General features: G+C 69.8%; 23 protein-coding genes. 2 read left to right on the forward strand and 21 right to left on the reverse strand.

From position 1 onward, the window contains the following. Positions 1–22 precede the first annotated feature (22 nt). The 20 genes from C7H75_RS24750 to C7H75_RS24840 form a co-directional block, all read right to left on the reverse strand. The gene (locus C7H75_RS24750) at positions 23–280 is read right to left on the reverse strand and encodes a hypothetical protein (RefSeq protein WP_106852131.1); all 258 of its coding nucleotides are present in this window, start codon (positions 278–280) and stop codon (positions 23–25) included. A gap of 123 nt (positions 281–403) precedes the next feature. Next, the gene (locus C7H75_RS24755) at positions 404–1,396 is read right to left on the reverse strand and encodes a DNA cytosine methyltransferase (RefSeq protein ID WP_106852132.1); all 993 of its coding nucleotides are present in this window, start codon (positions 1,394–1,396) and stop codon (positions 404–406) included. Beyond that, the gene (locus tag C7H75_RS24760; RefSeq protein WP_106852133.1) at positions 1,393–1,722 is read right to left on the reverse strand and encodes a hypothetical protein; all 330 of its coding nucleotides are present in this window, start codon (positions 1,720–1,722) and stop codon (positions 1,393–1,395) included. The genes C7H75_RS24755 and C7H75_RS24760 overlap by 4 nt, the downstream gene beginning before the upstream one ends. A 27-nt stretch (positions 1,723–1,749) precedes the next feature. After that, the gene (locus C7H75_RS24765) at positions 1,750–2,001 is read right to left on the reverse strand and encodes a hypothetical protein (RefSeq protein WP_106852134.1); all 252 of its coding nucleotides are present in this window, start codon (positions 1,999–2,001) and stop codon (positions 1,750–1,752) included. Positions 2,002–2,074: 73 nt separating this feature from the next. Continuing rightward, positions 2,075–2,578, reverse strand: a complete 504-nt coding sequence (locus C7H75_RS24770) for a single-stranded DNA-binding protein (protein ID WP_106852135.1) — start codon at positions 2,576–2,578, stop codon at positions 2,075–2,077. Positions 2,579–2,589: 11 nt separating this feature from the next. Continuing rightward, a complete protein-coding gene (locus C7H75_RS24775; protein ID WP_106852136.1) occupies positions 2,590–2,880 on the reverse strand; it encodes a glutaredoxin family protein in 291 nt (96 codons plus the stop codon). 35 nt (positions 2,881–2,915) lie between these two features. Further along, complete coding sequence (locus tag C7H75_RS24780) at positions 2,916–3,257, reverse strand: hypothetical protein (RefSeq protein WP_106852137.1); 342 nt, start codon at positions 3,255–3,257, stop codon at positions 2,916–2,918. Positions 3,258–3,437: 180 nt separating this feature from the next. Beyond that, a complete protein-coding gene (locus tag C7H75_RS24785; protein ID WP_106852138.1) occupies positions 3,438–4,703 on the reverse strand; it encodes a DNA cytosine methyltransferase in 1,266 nt (421 codons plus the stop codon). Between the two features lie 181 nt (positions 4,704–4,884). Further along, positions 4,885–5,151 carry a hypothetical protein gene (locus tag C7H75_RS24790; RefSeq protein ID WP_106852139.1) on the reverse strand — a complete coding sequence of 89 codons (267 nt, stop codon included), beginning with the start codon at positions 5,149–5,151 and terminating at the stop codon, positions 4,885–4,887. Positions 5,152–5,164: 13 nt separating this feature from the next. Next, a complete protein-coding gene (locus tag C7H75_RS24795) occupies positions 5,165–5,596 on the reverse strand; it encodes a hypothetical protein (RefSeq protein WP_106852140.1) in 432 nt (143 codons plus the stop codon). Beyond that, entirely contained in the window at positions 5,593–5,844 is a 252-nt protein-coding gene (locus C7H75_RS24800; protein ID WP_106852141.1) for a hypothetical protein, read from the reverse strand. Before C7H75_RS24800 ends, C7H75_RS24795 begins: the two co-directional genes overlap by 4 nt. A 62-nt stretch (positions 5,845–5,906) precedes the next feature. Then, entirely contained in the window at positions 5,907–6,485 is a 579-nt protein-coding gene (locus C7H75_RS24805) for an antirestriction protein ArdA (protein WP_106852142.1), read from the reverse strand. Positions 6,486–6,598: 113 nt separating this feature from the next. Beyond that, on the reverse strand, positions 6,599–6,910 hold the full coding sequence (locus tag C7H75_RS24810; protein WP_106852143.1) for a DUF7316 family protein: 312 nt from the start codon (positions 6,908–6,910) through the stop codon (positions 6,599–6,601). 17 nt (positions 6,911–6,927) lie between these two features. Beyond that, positions 6,928–7,317, reverse strand: a complete 390-nt coding sequence (locus C7H75_RS24815; RefSeq protein ID WP_106852144.1) for a hypothetical protein — start codon at positions 7,315–7,317, stop codon at positions 6,928–6,930. A gap of 1 nt (position 7,318) precedes the next feature. Continuing rightward, on the reverse strand, positions 7,319–7,477 hold the full coding sequence (locus C7H75_RS25790) for a hypothetical protein (protein WP_159026011.1): 159 nt from the start codon (positions 7,475–7,477) through the stop codon (positions 7,319–7,321). A gap of 198 nt (positions 7,478–7,675) precedes the next feature. Continuing rightward, positions 7,676–8,227, reverse strand: a complete 552-nt coding sequence (locus tag C7H75_RS24820) for a hypothetical protein (RefSeq protein WP_106852145.1) — start codon at positions 8,225–8,227, stop codon at positions 7,676–7,678. Next, a complete protein-coding gene (locus C7H75_RS24825; protein WP_106852146.1) occupies positions 8,224–9,420 on the reverse strand; it encodes an LvrA C-terminal domain-related protein in 1,197 nt (398 codons plus the stop codon). Before C7H75_RS24825 ends, C7H75_RS24820 begins: the two co-directional genes overlap by 4 nt. Before the next feature lie 5 nt (positions 9,421–9,425). Further along, the gene (locus C7H75_RS24830; RefSeq protein WP_106852147.1) at positions 9,426–9,998 is read right to left on the reverse strand and encodes a hypothetical protein; all 573 of its coding nucleotides are present in this window, start codon (positions 9,996–9,998) and stop codon (positions 9,426–9,428) included. 78 nt (positions 9,999–10,076) lie between these two features. Continuing rightward, positions 10,077–11,066: a hypothetical protein gene (locus tag C7H75_RS24835; protein WP_106852148.1), complete on the reverse strand. Its 990-nt coding sequence runs from the start codon at positions 11,064–11,066 to the stop codon at positions 10,077–10,079. Positions 11,067–11,110: 44 nt separating this feature from the next. After that, positions 11,111–12,172 (reverse strand): YqaJ viral recombinase family protein, encoded by a 1,062-nt coding sequence (locus C7H75_RS24840; RefSeq protein WP_106852149.1) that lies wholly within the window; start codon positions 12,170–12,172, stop codon positions 11,111–11,113. A gap of 388 nt (positions 12,173–12,560) precedes the next feature. Between C7H75_RS24840 and C7H75_RS24845 the strand changes: the two genes are divergently transcribed. Together C7H75_RS24845 and C7H75_RS24850 are read left to right on the forward strand one after the other, a co-directional pair. Beyond that, complete coding sequence (locus C7H75_RS24845) at positions 12,561–12,983, forward strand: helix-turn-helix domain-containing protein (RefSeq protein ID WP_159026012.1); 423 nt, start codon at positions 12,561–12,563, stop codon at positions 12,981–12,983. Positions 12,984–13,050: 67 nt separating this feature from the next. Then, positions 13,051–13,683 carry a hypothetical protein gene (locus C7H75_RS24850; protein WP_159026013.1) on the forward strand — a complete coding sequence of 211 codons (633 nt, stop codon included), beginning with the start codon at positions 13,051–13,053 and terminating at the stop codon, positions 13,681–13,683. On the opposite strand, the gene C7H75_RS24855 is transcribed toward C7H75_RS24850, so the two are convergent. Then, on the reverse strand, positions 13,680–14,939 hold the full coding sequence (locus C7H75_RS24855; RefSeq protein WP_106852152.1) for a tyrosine-type recombinase/integrase: 1,260 nt from the start codon (positions 14,937–14,939) through the stop codon (positions 13,680–13,682). The genes C7H75_RS24850 and C7H75_RS24855 overlap by 4 nt on opposite strands. Between the last annotated feature and the right edge of the window lie 7 nt (positions 14,940–14,946).

Raw genomic sequence — 14,946 nt, forward strand, 5'->3', positions numbered from 1 at the left:
CCCGGCCTGGGGGGGTGCGGTACTACGGGCGAATCGCGTCGAAGTAGCGCAGGGCGGCGTCGACCGCCTCCTGCGCGGCGTCAAGGGCGGCCTCGTCGTTGTCGGCGTCGGCGAAGCGGGCTGCGGCGGCGCGAAACGCGGTCACGTCGGGCTGCGGGCCGTCGATGATGCGGCACGCGGCGTCGAGTGCGTTACTCGCTGCGGCGGGTGCTACCTCGACGCCTTCGAGTGCGGCGACGGCGGTGCGGAACTCGGCGACTGCGGCGGTGTTGTTGTGCATGTGTATTGCCTTTCGGGGTAGGGGTCTTGCCTGCGGGGCGGTGTGCCCTGCTGCCGGTAACGATACGGCGTTTGTGACCCCATGTGCAAACCTGCAGCGTGGGGTCACAAACTGTGCAATGTGTCAGGCTGCGGCCGGGGGCGAATCGGCTGCAGCGATCGCCGCACCGACACGCTCGCCGAGCCACTTCGCGACGTGCACCGGCACCGCGTTGCCGATCTGCTTCTTCACCTCGTCGGCCCGGCCGGTGAACTGGTACGAGTCCGGGAAGCCCTGCGCGCGGGCGCATTCGCGGTTCGTCAACATGCGGAACCGCATCCCCTCGTCAGTGAGGGTGGCGACGCCGTGATGGTTCCCGCCGGCGGTGATGCACGCGAGGGGGTACGAGTCGGCCCGCTTCGCCTTCGCGTTGCGCCGGTACGTGACCAGGTGCGGCACGTTGCGCTCGGTGATCTGCGCGAGCTGGTTGTCGACGTACAGCGACCGGGTGACGAGCTTGCCGGGGTTCGGGTCGAGAATCCAGCTCGCGGGCACGCGCGGCATGTCGGGCAGCGTGAGGTCGACGTCGCCGGTGCGGGTGAACACCGCGAAGTACCGGACGCGGTGCTGCGGCATCGCGAAGTCGGTCGCGTTCAGGATCACGACCTGCTCGACGTAGCCGAGGGCGCGCATCCCGTCGAGCCACCACTGGTAGAGGGTCCAGTCCTGGAACTCGGGCACGTTCTCGACGATCACGGCGTCGTATTCGTGCACCTCGGTCGCGGCGATCACGGCGAAGGCGGTCGCCCGGTCGACGCTGCCGGGGTCGTCGCGCTGCAGCTCGACGTCGGCGTCGGGCTTCTTGCGGCCGCCGGACCGGGCGTGCCAGACGCACGACGGGGAGGCCCACAGGATGTTGGTGCGGGGGAAGGTGCGCCAGTCGACTTCGGACAGGTTCGCGATGCGGTGCTCGGTGTGCGGGTGGTTGGCGCTGTGGGTGGCGACGGCGACGTCCCAGTGGTTCGCGGCGATGCGGACGTGGATTCCGGCCTGCTCGAGTCCTTCGCTGCTTCCGCCGCCGCCGGCGAACAGGTCAGTGGCCGTGAGGACTTCGGGGCTTCCGTTGTTCGAGATCACTTCGCACCTGCCAGCGCGGGGAGGGGCAGCCGCCAGTCGCGAGTGTCGTTGTCGTACGGGGCAACCCGCAGGCTGAACGCGAGCGTGGAGAGTTCGTCGGTCAGGTGGTCGAAGTCGGCGGGCAGCACGTTGGTGCCGTCGGCGTCGAGCAGGCTCGTGACGTAGAACTCGCCGGGGTGGTCGCTGTCGAGCACGAGCGTGCGAGCGGCCGGGGAGAGCTCTGCAGCGCGCTCGGCGAGTGCGATCGGGAGCAGCGCGTCGAGGCGATCGCCGGTGGCGAGGTGGTCGGCGATTACCTGCGCGACTTCGGTGCGAGCAGCATTCATGGCGTGGGCCTTTCAGGTGGTAGGGGGCTATTTGCCGGTGTAGGCGACGTACACGACGCCGTTACGAATCTGGGCGTCGAACCCGCGTCCGAACGCGGCGTCCTTGCCGCGGTTGATGCGGTGCCGCAGGCCGTGCAGGTGCACGACGTCGTGCGGATACTCGGCGTAGCGGCCGGGGTTCGCGCGCAGCTCGTCGGCGAACGCGCGGTTCTCGGCGTGCCGGGCACGGGTCTGCGGCGGGGCCGCGTGGGCGGGGAGGGCGTTTACGAACGTGGTCATGGTGGGTTCCTGCGGTAGGGGCGGGACCGGACCGGCCGGGGGGCGAGGGCACCGCCCCCCGACTCGGCTCAGATCAGAACGGAGGCTCGTCGCCGCCCGCGAAGCCGCCCGCCTGCGGGGCCGAACCCCACGGGTCGGACTGCGACTGCTGGCCCTGCGACGGGCGGTTGAACTGGCCGTTCGAGCCGCCACCGTTGCCGCCACCGCCGCCGCGGCCCGCCTTGTTGACGCGGGCGGTCGCGTACTTGAGCGACGGCGCGACCTCGTCGACCTCGAGTTCGACGACGGTGCGCTTCTCGCCTTCCTTCGTCTCATAGCTGCGCTGCTTGAGCTTGCCGGACACGATCACGCGGGTGCCCTTGGTCAGCGACTCGGCGGCGTTCTCGGCCTGCTCGCGCCAGATGTTGCAGCGCAGGAAGAGGGCCTCGCCGTCCTTCCACTCGTTCGTGTTGCTGTCGAAGTTGCGGGGGGTCGACGCCACGGTGAAGTTGCAGACCGCGGCACCGGCCGGGGTGAACCGCAGCTCGGGGTCGGCGGTCAGGTTGCCAATGACGGTGATGATGGTTTCGCCAGCCATGCTGGTTCCTTTCAGTTGGTGAGCGCCGGGGTGTCCGGCGTCCAGTTGGTGAGCGCCTGCTCGAGTTCGTCGATCCTGTTCTCGCGGTAGCCGTCCCAGTGCATGTCGCCGCAGATGGTGACGGGTGCGCCGAGGTAGCCGAGGGCCTTCGCGCGGTCGCCCCATTCGGTGTCGACGGTGCCGTCGACCTTGTCGAACGGGATGCCGCGCTTCGTCATGTCGCGGGCGGCGACGTTGCAGCGGCCACAGCCGGGCGCGGAGACGAGGGTGACGCGGGGGGCGTCGGGGTGGATGTCGAGCATTGGGGTGAATCTCCTTGGTGCGCCGCGACGCTCGGTTACGCGCCGCGGAGGGGTTCGGGGAGCATCCGCGCCGAGATGGTGACTTCGACGGGGCCTTCCTCGTAGCGGTCGGCGCTCGCGAGGATGTCGTCGAGGCGGGGGGAGAGGCCCGTGATGTGGCGGCCGCGCCGCCGTCGCGGGAAGGTGCGGATGTTCTCGTCGGGGAGGGGGCCGTAGTCGGTCCAGCGGCAGCCGGTCGTGACTTCGGCGCACGTGTACTCGATTTCCCATCCGCTGCGCGGGTCGGGGTTGATCCAGTACGTGAGGTCTGCCGCCGGCGCGGGGAGGCCGAGGTCGACGAGGGCGGCGGACTGCGCGGGCGTTGCGAGTGCGTACATGCGCGTTTCCTATGGTCGTGGTAGGGGCGTCGGGGCCTTCCGGCCTGACGTGACGCAATATTACGCACGGTTACGCACTATTACAAACGGCCTGCGTAACGGTCATGTTCGGGCGTCGGCGGCGCGTTGCGCGGAGTACGCGCGCGATACGCAGTCGGCGCGCAGCCCGGTACGCGGGCGTCACGCCGCCACCTCGAGCGTCGGGCGCTTCGCCGCGGCCGCGAGGACCGGGCCGAGGACCGCGGCCGCGAGCAGCGGCGGCACCGCGTCACCCACCTGCCGGTACTGCGCCGTCTTGTTCCCCTGGAACGGGTAGTCGGGCGGGAACGACTGCAGCACGGCCGCTTCTGCGATCGACACGCGCTTGCCCTGCGGGTCGCGGGACTTCGGGCCGGGCGCACGGGTGGTCCGCTCGCCCCACTCCGCGGTGCCCTTCCCGGTGATCGTCGGCGCCGGGAAGTCGAGCGGCCGGGGGTCGACCATCGTCGAGCTGGTGCCCGCCGGCGCGAGCACGCGCAGCCGCCGGAACGGCCGGTTCCAGTGCTCGGGGGCGTCGTCCCAGTCCTTCTCGATCCAGCGTCCGGCCTCGCGTTCGGCCTGCACGGTCGCGCGGGCACCCGAGCCGCCGAGGGCCTGCGCGTCGGTGCCGCCCTGGCCGGTGCCGGGCGCGATGGTCGGGTAGGGGCGTTCGGTCATGCCCCAGGTGAGGGCCTGCGCCATGCTCACCCAGCGGGGGAATCCGGCGTCGATCTTGCCGGGGTTCGTCGAGTGGAACCGGGAGTGCACCGGCCGGGGGAGCTGCGCCGGGGTCGTGATCCAGGGGGCGTGCGCGACGAGGATCGCGCGCTTGCGGGTCTGGGGGACGCCGTACTGCTCGGCCTGCAGGATGCCGGTGTCGACGGTGTACCCGAACCGACGCAGGACGACGGCGCAGGCCTCCCAGATCGGGAGGACGGCGGGCACCTGCTCCCACGCGACCCAGCTCGGCGCGGTGTAGAGCGCGTACCGGAGCGGTTCGAGGGCGAGCAGGGACCGGTCGTCGGTCATGGAGTCGTGCAGCTCGGCGATTGCGGCGTCGAGGTCGGTGCCGCAGGTGACGCGGGTGAGGGCGTCGAGCAGCAGGTGCGCGTCGGCGCGGCCGCGGCCCTTGCCTGCGGGGGAGAAGCCCTGGCAGGGCGGGGAGCAGATGTGGCCCTCGACGCGGCCGAAGATGCGGGGGTCGAGCTTGCTGACGTCGGCCTGCAGGCGGTGGTGTCCGGCGGCGACGGCGGTCGCGCAGGCGTCTTTGTCGTACTCGACGCCGAGGGCGGTGCCGGTGAAGCCTGCTCGGCGGAGGCCGGTGGACCAGCCGCCGGGGCCTGCGAACAGTTCGAGCACTTCGGGGGTGGGCATCCCGGCCGCCATGAAGTCGGCGACCGTGAGCACGGCGAGGGGCTGCGTCAGCACGCGGGGCCTTCCGGGTGTGGTGACACGAAAGCCCCGGCCGGAGGGTGCCCGGTCGGGGCTTTCGTGCCTGGGGGGGGTGGTGGGCGGCAGCCTGGGGGAGTTTGCCGCTCGATTCGGTACGTTACGCGATGTTGCGCATCATGTCCAGTCGGTACGCGGTTCGGTGCGCGTAACGGGCGCGTTAGGCGGCGTCGACGAGGTCGGCGAGCTGCGGTGCAGGGCGGGCGCCGTCGACACCGCGGAGCTGGTTCAGCTTCTCGATGTGCTCGGCTTCCATGCGCAGCTCGGTCGTGATGTCGTGCCCGTCGCGCTTGCGGCCGACGATCAGGTCGGCGATGAGCTGCGAGTGGTCGGCGGCGGCGTCCTGCCGTTCGAGTCGGCGGGCGAGGCCCAGGACGCTGATCTGCGGGACGTTGCGGGGGCGGCGCTTGAACGCGTGTCGTGCCATGTCGGGGGGCCTTTCAGGGTCGGGCGAGATGCGCGGGGAGGTTGACGGCGAAGCGACTCATGGCGTCCCGCCGGCGGGCGGCCTGCCAGGCGGGGAACATGCCGTGCCCGGTCGAACTCGGGTGCAGGCTGAGGTACCAGCCGGGGTCGCAAGCGGGGCCGTTGTCGTACGTGAGGGTGTACTGCCTGCGGTCACGGAAGGTCTCGCCGAACACGGCGTGCCACTGCACGTCGTGGCGGTTACGGAGGGTGGTGCCGGGGCGCAGGAGCGGGTACCAATGCACGCCGCCGACGACGAGGGGGAGGCCGAGGGTGTCGTCGACGGACTGGATGCAGATGTCGCGGGTGACGCCGCCGTGAGTGACGCGCTGTGCGTGGTAGCTGCTGAGGCGGTAGACGAACAGGGAGGCGTCAGGGGGTGCGGGGTTGTAGACGGCGGCGGTCATGCTGCGGCCCCGAGCATGTGACGCAGGCCCGGTTCGCGGGCGGGGTCCTGCGCGATCGCGTCGAGGGCGTACAGCTCGCGGGCGGTGTGCAGGAAGTCGCGGGCGTCGGCGCACTTCGGGCAGGAGCGGCAGCCGCATTCCTGCCGCTGCTCGACGTGGCGTCCGGCGGCGAGGTTCAGGCGCATCCAGGAGTTCCGGCGCCGGTAGTCGGCGGTGGATTCGTTCTTGCGCTGGCGAATTGCGTCCATCGGGGTTCCCTTCGGGGTCGGGGGGCGGGGCCGGGCAGTCGGCCCCGCCGCCGGGGTGTCGATCAGTTGGAGAAGGCGAAGACCTTGCCGTTGTGTTCGGCGAACGTATAGCCCCAGTTCACTTCGGCGATCAGCGCGAGTGCTTCGCCGTCGATCTGCAGGGCGTGGCGGATGTCGCGCAGGTTCGTGCGGTCGTCCACGGAGACCGGAACGCGCTTGCTGCGGCCCCAGGCGGCGACGGTCGCGCCGAGCAGCGGCAGCAGGCCGTCGGTGACGTCTTCGGCCCATGCCTCGAGGTCGTCGTACTCGCCGATGAACCGGACCGGCTCGTAGGCGTAGGGGTCGTCACTGCCGCCGAGTGCGTAGCGCACGAAGGCGGCGTAGGGGGCGCCGTGCGTGCGGAGGCGTTCGCCGACCTTGGCGACCTGGTCGAGGGGCATGGACTCGTGGATGTCGATGCCCTGGAAGTTCTCGGTGTCGAGGATGATCAGCTCCTCGGGGTCGGCGCAGTACGAGCGGGCGCGGAGTTCGGCGACCTGCGCGTCGAGCGGCTCGTCGGGGTGGAGTTCGAGCCATGCGGAGTTCACGTGGCCGTTGGTGTAGTCGGCCAGGGTTGCGACGTGGATTTCGGGGATGCTCATTGTGTGCCTTTCGCCGTGGCAGGGGGCTTGTTTGACGTGTTGAACATTAGGTCATAAACGACCCCATGACAAACGCAGAGGTCAGGGGGTCGAATATGACGCAACGTGCGGCGCTAGTCGAGGGTGCGACAGAACTTGCTCGGCGCGTAGTTCACGACGACGTCGCGCGACACGAGCCGGTACTGGCGGCGAAACTCCGTCGGGTTGAGGTGCAGCTTCTCGGCGAACTGACTCAGGCGCTGCTCGATCGAGTGCAGGCCGTTCCCGCGAATCTCGAACGTGAAGCCGTCGATCGAGATGCGGTCCCAGTGGAAGTCGCCGTCGGGCGACTGGATGCCCCACTGCTTGAGCGTCTGGATGTCGGCGGGCGAGGGGGCGACCGGGTCGCCGTCGGCGGGCGAGGATGCGGGGCGAGTGTCAGTCATGGCGGTGTCCTTGCAGGTCAGAAGCGGGGGCGGGACCAGCGGTCGTGCTGGTTCGCGAACGGGACGACGTGGGCGGCGCGGGCGAACCCGCAGAGCTGGCACTTGCAATCGAGGTCGGTCCGGCGGTCGCCGTCGACGTAGACCTCGGTCGGGTGCCCGGCGAGCTGCGCCTCGAGGACGGCCCGGAGCGTGCGCCACTCAGACCGCAGCTCGTTGAGGGCTTCGTTCTGCTCGGCTTCGCGGCAGTCGCAGGCGAGGTGGTGGTCGGTGCAGTTGTTCCAGCGCGGGTCGCTGGTGTCCTGCGGCGCGCTGCGGTCGACGGCGACCGGCTGCCCGCGGAAGCGCAGGACCGGGCCGACGAGGGTGCCCTTGCGGGGCATGTGGGGCGGGTAGTCGATGCGCTCCATGTCAGGCCGCCGCGAGCATGACGTCGATGATGTCGGCGTCGACGACGTCGCCGTTCTCGAGGACGACGGTTGCGAAGCTCTGACCTGCGTCGTCGGTGTGGTAGGCGGAGATTTCGAAGATGCCGGCGACGAGGTCGGGTTCGGTGACGGTTGCAGTCATTTCGAGGGCCTTTCGGTGCGGTAGGGGCGGTGCGTTGCGCATCACGTTACGCACAATTACGCAACATTGCAAACTGCCTGCGTAACGGACTCACCGAGCGGAATCGGGCGACTCGCGGCGGATCAGGCTCGCTCAGCTACGCGAAAACAGGCCCCAGCCGGGCCGTGAGCGCACGAACACCCCCGGCCCGGCATAAGTTCACACCTGGCGCCCGCTGAACGCGCCAGAGGGGCCGTCAGAGCCGTTACGCGTCATTGCGCGCAACCGGGTGCGGGCGGCGTCGAGGTCGACCGGCGCCGCGGGCAGCGCAGCCGGGGCGTCGACGTCCGGCAGCACCCGGTCCGCGTCCCACGCCGGTTTCCGGGCCTGGACCCGCGATCGCACCCCGCGCGCTTCGAGTTCGGCCGCGACGCCAGCCAGCAGACGGCGACGATGCTCGGGCGACGACCCGGTCCCGGCGGGCTGCCGCGCGCGCAGCTCGGCGACCGACCGCGGGCCGCTGCCGCCCGGCCGGGCCTGTCGCATCGCGGTCGTCACGTGGCCGGGCACGATGCGCGGCAGGTTCTCGTCCGGCGCAAGCGGCCGGGTGTAAATCCGCTGCACAGCCTCGAGCGCAGCCTTGAAGTCCCAGCCGCCCGCGTTCGCCGCGATCCGCCAGGCCGTCGTCGTCGGCGTGCCCGTCTCGAACCGCTGATCGAAGCCTGCGATGAGCGCGCACAGGGCCTCGGCCATCGCGTCGTTCCACGTCATGCGACACCGCCGATCGCCTGCTGGTCGCCGCTGAGGACGGCGTCGATCAGCGCCAGCGGGTTCGGTGCGCCGCCGGCGACCGCGGCCGCGATGCGGTCGCCCGCTTCGGCGAACTGCCGCTCACGGCGCGACTGCAGCGCGACCGGCGCCGCTTCCGGCTCGTCGTCCCAGCGGCCCTCGTTCAGCCACGTGGACGGGTGCGGGATGAACTTCTTCTCGGGCAGGTTCGGGTCCGCGGCGTACCGGCGCACCGCCAGCAGCAGCTGCGCCCCCGTGTGCGTCTTGCGGGCCGTCGCGTACGCCTTCGCGGCAGCCTTGCGGCCGACCTTGCGCGGGTAGGCCGCGTACCAGTCGGCGAACCCGGCCGGTTCGGTCGCGGGCATCGGTGCCGGTTCGGGTTCGGTCGGCTGCAGCAGGTCGGCGGGGTACGCGTAGCCGTCCTCGTCGACGACCTCCGCGTCGATCGGCTCGCACTCGCTCGACGGAGTCGAGCATGTTTTTTGAAGTACCTCGTTAGAGGTACTTGGAGTAGGAGCAGGAGTAGGAGCAGGGGAAGTGGACCCGTAAACCTTGGGGTAAACGTTAGGGGTGGGTTTAGGGTAAACCGACCCCTTAACCTGGGGGTTAACCTCGGGGGAAACCGACCCGGAAACCTCGGGGTTAACCGACCCCGAAACCTCGGGGGAAACGGCACGGAAACCGGTGGGGTAATCGGCCGGGTCGATCGAGTCGCGGCGCAGCATCTGCCGCAGCTTCTCGCCGCTGTACTTCGATTCCCAGCACGCCAGATCGGGCTGGTTCGCGCGCAGCTTCGCGACCTCGAACACGACCACGCCGCGGAGTTCCTTCGACTCCACGCCGGCGTACGCGAGCATCATCGACACGGCCATGCGCGGGTTCTTCATCAGCCCGTCGTGCTTGATGAACGACCGCACCAGGACTTCCTCGACTGCCTCGTCGACGACGACGAACAGGCCCTCAGCGAGTTCGCGGGCGGCCGCGACGACGTCTTCCGGGGTCCAGCCTTTCGCGCGCGCTGCGATGCGCTTCGGCCGCCAGTCAGTGACGCCGCAGTAGGACAGCTTCGCGTCGATGAGCAGCAGAAAGTAGAGGTGCTGGGCGGCCGGGGTCAGGTCGCGGAAGTCGTCGTCGCCCATGATGTCGAGACGGAGCGGGGCATGTTCGCGAGCCATTGTGTCTAGGCGGGCTTCCGGTCGGAGGGGCGGTTGGCGGGCAGCTGCAGGCGCTCACGGATGCGCACAACCGTGTGGTAGCTGAGCTTGGTCAGGGATGCGACCTGCTGATCGGTCCAGGCGAAGTGCTCGACGAGCAGCTTTACGAGCAGGGCGCGGTCGCGCTGCGTGAGCGCGTCGGCGGGGTCGAACCCGCGGAGCGCCCGCAGGAACCGGAACGCGTTGTCGGCGTACTTGCCCGAGATGAGGCCCTGTTCGTCGAGGTGCGCCGGGATGTCGCGGGCGTCGCCTTCCTCGTGCTGCAGCAGGTGCGGGGCGTGCACCTGCAGGATCGCGTCGAGGTGCTCGGAGCCGAGTTCGGCGGCGACGCGATCGCGGATGGTTGCCGGCGCGCTCTCGAGCAGCTTCGCGAGGGTGCCGTATCCGAGGCGGGTGCTGGTCGTCTTGCCGGTGCGGATGCGGTGGTCGCGCATGTAGGCCGTGCGGGCGTCGTTGCAGGCGTCGCAGGGCTTCTCGCCGTTCTTGATGTGCGCCGCTGCGCCACGGTAGGTGCCGTGGGCGATCGTGTCGTCGGTCATGGGGGCCTCCGGGTTGCGTGTGGGGCGGGGCCGGTGCGTCGGCAGTGACGCACCGGCCCCGTGGGGGTGGGGGGAGGGCTACGCCTCGGCTGCGGCGGCGTTCGGCAGGTCGACGGTCTCGGCGTCCTGGATGTTCTCGGCGCCCAGCTCCTGCTGGACGGCCTGCTGCGCGTTCTCGGCGGCCTTCGCCTCAGCGGCCTCCCACGCCTTCTTGACGTCCTCGACGCGGGCGGCGGCGAGCTGCTGCGCGGCCGGGCCGTGCTCGGGGCCGAGGAGCGCGGCCTCGCGCCACATGTCGCGCAGTTCGTCGACGTCGTTCGACTCCTCGATGCGCTTCATCAGGGCGGCGGCGGCGGCCTCGACGGCGGCAGGGTCTTCTGCGGCGGCCTGGTCGCCCAGTGCGGCGCCCAGGGCCTCGTTGCCGGACTTGTGGACCTCCCGCTCACGCTGGGGCTGCTGCTGGCGCTGCTGGGGCTGCGCCTGCTGCTGCGGGCTGTCGGTGCGCTCGGCGACGGCCTGCACCATCTGCACCGTGCCGGTGTTGGCGTCGAGCACAGCCTCGCCGGACTCGTCGATCACCGCGCCCAGCTCCTCGGGGGTGTAGATCATGCCCATGAGCACGTCGGACGCACCCATGCGGCCGATTTCGCTGATCGCGCGGGAGCGCAGCATCGCGGCCGGGTACTTCTTCCACATCGCCTTGCCGGTGAGCTGGGCAGCCTGCGCGCGGGCCATCGTCCACTCGACCTTGAACGTGAAGTCGGGGTCGTCGGCGCGGATCAGCTCGGCGACGGCGCGGTGGTCGTCGCCGCTGACGCGGAGCCGGTGCCCGGCGCGGCGGATCAGCGCGGCGATCAGGTCGGCCGACGCGGACGGCTTGCCCTCGATCACGTGGATGCTGGTCAGGGCGGACATGCGGGAGACGCCGAGTGCGTCGGCGTACTCGAGGGCGAACAGCAGGTTGGCGGGCTGCTCCTGGTACTGGCGGGGCAGCATGGACGACTTCGCCATGTTCGTGCACCAGCGGATGTTCTCGTCGAGGGTGGCGGGGAGGTTCGGGGTCGTCATGGCAGTGCCTTTCGGGGTAGTGGTGAGGGTTTCGGGGCAGCCGGTCAGGCTGCGGATTCCTGCGCTTCGGCAGCGGCGCGCAGGGCCTGCAGTTCGCGGAGCTTCTCGAGGGTGACCGGGGTCTTCGGCCGGACGATCGACGCCGTGCCGCCCTTGATCTGCCGCGACGCGATGATCAGGTTCTTCGCCTTGAGCGGCTTCCCCGACTTGCCGATTTCGGGGGGCAGCTTCACTACCAGGCGCTTCGCCTTGCCCGCGATCTTGAGGGCGTCGGCGCGGCCGCGGAACAGCTCGGCCTCCGCGAGGTCGAAGCTCAGCAGGCGGGTGGTGAAGTCGATCGCGAAGTCGAGGCTGACTTCCCAGTCCTCGTCGGCCTTCAACAGCGCCGTGTCGGTGTAGACGCGTTGCATTGCCTTGTAAGAGGATTCGAGACCGTCGTTCTCGGGTTCGACGTCGTCGGCGAGCGACTGCATGAACGCGGTGACACCGGCGAGAATCTTCGCGGCGATCGCCTCGTCGTAGACGATGACGTACGTGTGCAGGTCGTCGATGAACGGGCCGTACCGGACGACGAAGGCGCGGCGGTCGCCGCTGACGATCATCTGCCAGTACACCTGGATCAGGTAGTACAGCGGCACCTGGTCGGTGCCCGGTTCGCCCCATGCCTCGCGGTCGCCGTTGCCGCCGAGCGTCTTCCCCTCGAGGTTCAGTTCCTCGCCGGTGACGCGGTTCTTCGCGCGGAAGTCGGGCGTCGCTGCAGCCGGGAAGCCGAGGTCGTCGCGGGTGAAGGTGATTTCGCCGTCGCTGATCGGCTCCCAGTCAGGGTTCTGCTCGAACCACATCGCGAAGAACGCCGCCTCGAGGTAGTTCCCGCGCTTCTGCGAGGCGTTGCTCTTGCGGGGGAACTTGCGGGCGTGCTGCATCTTGAGCCAGGTCGCCTTGCGCTGGTCCCATCCTGGCTTGTTCAGGCCGAGCATTCCGGGGATCTTCGAGGCGGTCGCGGTCGCAGCCCACGAGTCGGTGCCGACCCAGCGGCCGTCTTCGCCGACCTCCGGGACGTCGCCGGCGGATGCGTCCGCATCCTCGGTATGTGTAAGCTGAGGCAACGCACGTTCCTTTCGGGTTGCGTAGTAGTCCGGTTCCGTCGGCAGTCCCTTGGCAGTAGGGCGGCGGGGCCGGACTTCTTTCGTTTCGGGGGGCCTGCGCTACGCGGTGTTACGCGTTGTTGCGCGGCTGACGGAGTCATCATATGCACGTGACGCACTGTTACGCAACTACAGACGGGTAATAGCGCGTAACCTCTGTCCCAAGCTCTGAGGATGCGCGCCGCGACACGCGGACCGGCGCCCGAGCTGCACCCCGCGAAGGCCCCCGACGACCCTGCGCACCCCCGCGTACTGACAGGCGTCAAATGCGTAATACCGACCGGCGGGGATGCCCAATTGCACAGTTCGCGCGCGTACTATGTGCGCATAAATGCGTTACAGTTTGTCCATGAACACAAGGCAGGAGCACGTCGGAGACCTGATACGGGCCGCCCGTGAAGGGCGTGGCATGTCCAGAAGAAAGGCTTCGGCCAAATCAGGGGTTAGTGAAGCGCGCCTTCGTCAGATCGAGAATGGCGTTCAATACCGCGACGGTGTCGCCTCTCCTGTGAACCCGAAGCCGGACAAACTAGTGATGATCGCAACAGCGGTCGGGCTAGACCCCAAGGTTGTCCTCGAGGCTGCAGGCTACGACCCCGGCATCGCCGACCACATCGAAACAGACCTACCGCCCGCTGAGCAGGCCGTCGGCCGCATCACGACAGGCTCGAAGGGTGCTCGGTTCCTCCGCATCGACGATCTCGACGACCGGGAAGTCGAGTTGATCGAGACCTTCCTAGCCGGGCTAGAATTGGGGCGAAAATCCGGCTAGACGAACCCACCTCTGCCTGCGCGGGGGTGGGTTCTCCTGCCTAGACGAGGGAGGGGCCTGACCCTTGATGCGAGGTGTCCACACTGCTCGGGGGTTACAGCCGCTCGGCTATGACCCGTTCAGCGATGCTGTCGAGCGCGGTATCGAAGTCGGGTACCTCGGCATCTCGTCTGCCGCCGGTATGTGGCTGCCGAGCCGCAACGCGATCATCATCAGCTCGGCGATCACCAACGCGGCGGACCGGGCCGACATGCTCGCCCACATGCTCGGCCACGCCGACCTCGAGGGGGGCCGCGCGATCGCCCGCTACCACAGCGGCAGTTGCGACGCGCACGACATCGACCGGCGCATCAACAATCGGGTCTCCCGCCGGCGCATCACCCCGGCCGCGCTCGAGGCTGCGGTACGCGTAACGACGTGCGCAGGCATCGTTGCGCACCTGCTCGGGGTATCGCTGCGCACCCTGCAGCACCGCGTGCAGGCGCTCAGCTACGACGAGCGCCTGACGCTCGGGCGCCCCTGCAGTCGTCTCGACTGGCCCGCGGAGGCCCGGCAGCCGATCGCGCTGCCCGGCCCGTGCCTGCACGAGCCGAGCGAGCGCGAGCAGCGCCTCACCCGCGCGCGGATCACCGCGAGCCTGACCGTCCTGCCGCTCGCGATCGCGACGTTCACGCTGGCGGCGCAGGCTCCGTTCCCCTAACCGGTCAGCCCGAGGGCCGCGCCGTAGCTGTCGAGGGCTGCGCGGGCCAGCCCCTGGTCGACGTGCGCGTAGATGCGGTGCGTCGCCTTGGAGTTGTGCCCGAGCAGCTGCATCCGCACATCTTCGGGCACGTTCATCGACTGCAGCACGGTCGCGGCGGTGTGCCGGGCCGAGTGGATGTTCACCGCCGGCAGGCCCGCGCGCACGAGCGCCCGGTGCCAGTTGCGGTGGTCGCTCGCCGGGTGGATCGGGGTGTTCGTGCGCGGGTTCGTCCACACCAGGCCCCACGGGTTCGTCGGCGTCGAGGCGAGGTGTTCGCGCAGGCCGTCGGCGATTGGGCCGATCAGGGGGATGAGCCGCTTGCTGCCCTTCGTCTTCGGGCGGCCGAGCGCGAGCGCGCCGAGCAGCGGCCGGTGTGCGTACCCGCGCGCGACGTTCAGCCGCACCATCGGGCACAGGCGCGGCCGGTTCCGCGGGTGCCCGCAGCTCGGGTCACCGGTGCGCGTGTCGCCGCAGCCGTGTACCTGCCCGGCCGAGACGAGCGCCCACGACAGGTCGAGGTAGCCGTCGGCGAAGTTGATCCGATCCGCCTGCAGGCCAATGACTTCGCCTTGCCGCTGCCCGGTGAGCAGCGCGACGGCGTACCGCAGCCACATTGGGTCGCCCGCGCGGTACGAGGTTTCGATCAGGTGCCGGGCCTGCCCGAGGTCGAGGGGCGGCAGGCCGTCGTCGGCGTCGGCGTCGTTGCGCGGCAGCGTGATCCGGGCGGTGGGGTTCTTCGCGAGCAGGTCGTCGGCGACGGCGTCGTCGAGGGCCTGGCTGAGTACGACGTGCACGAGTCGCGCGGTGCCGATCGACAGCCCGCGCGCGGCGAGTTCGGTGTGCATCCGGCGCACGTGCAGCGGTTCGAGCTTCGCGAGCTGCAGGTGCCCGATGGTCGGGACGATCGAGTTCTTCACGCGAGACCGGTAGCTGCGCAACGTGTTCGGCGTGAGGCCGCGCGCGGTCGCGACGTTGTCGAGCCAGTAGTTCATCCAGGCTTCGACGGTCGTCGGCCCGCCCTTGACGACGGTGCCGTTCTGCAGCTCGGTCAGCTTGTCCTGTGCAGCGGAGTTTGCGTCGCGCTTGAGCTTCCGGGCGACGGTCACGCGCCGGCGTTTGCCGTCGGGGCCGGTGCCGAGGCTGATGGGGACGACCCAGAGGCCATCTGAGGCCCGTTTGTACGCCTTGCCGAGTGTCGGGCCGGGTGCGGTCAATTCGTGC

The organism is Rhodococcus (subgen. Prescottella) equi (genome assembly GCF_003013675.1).
In the GTDB taxonomy this organism is placed as follows: domain Bacteria; phylum Actinomycetota; class Actinomycetes; order Mycobacteriales; family Mycobacteriaceae; genus Prescottella; species Prescottella equi.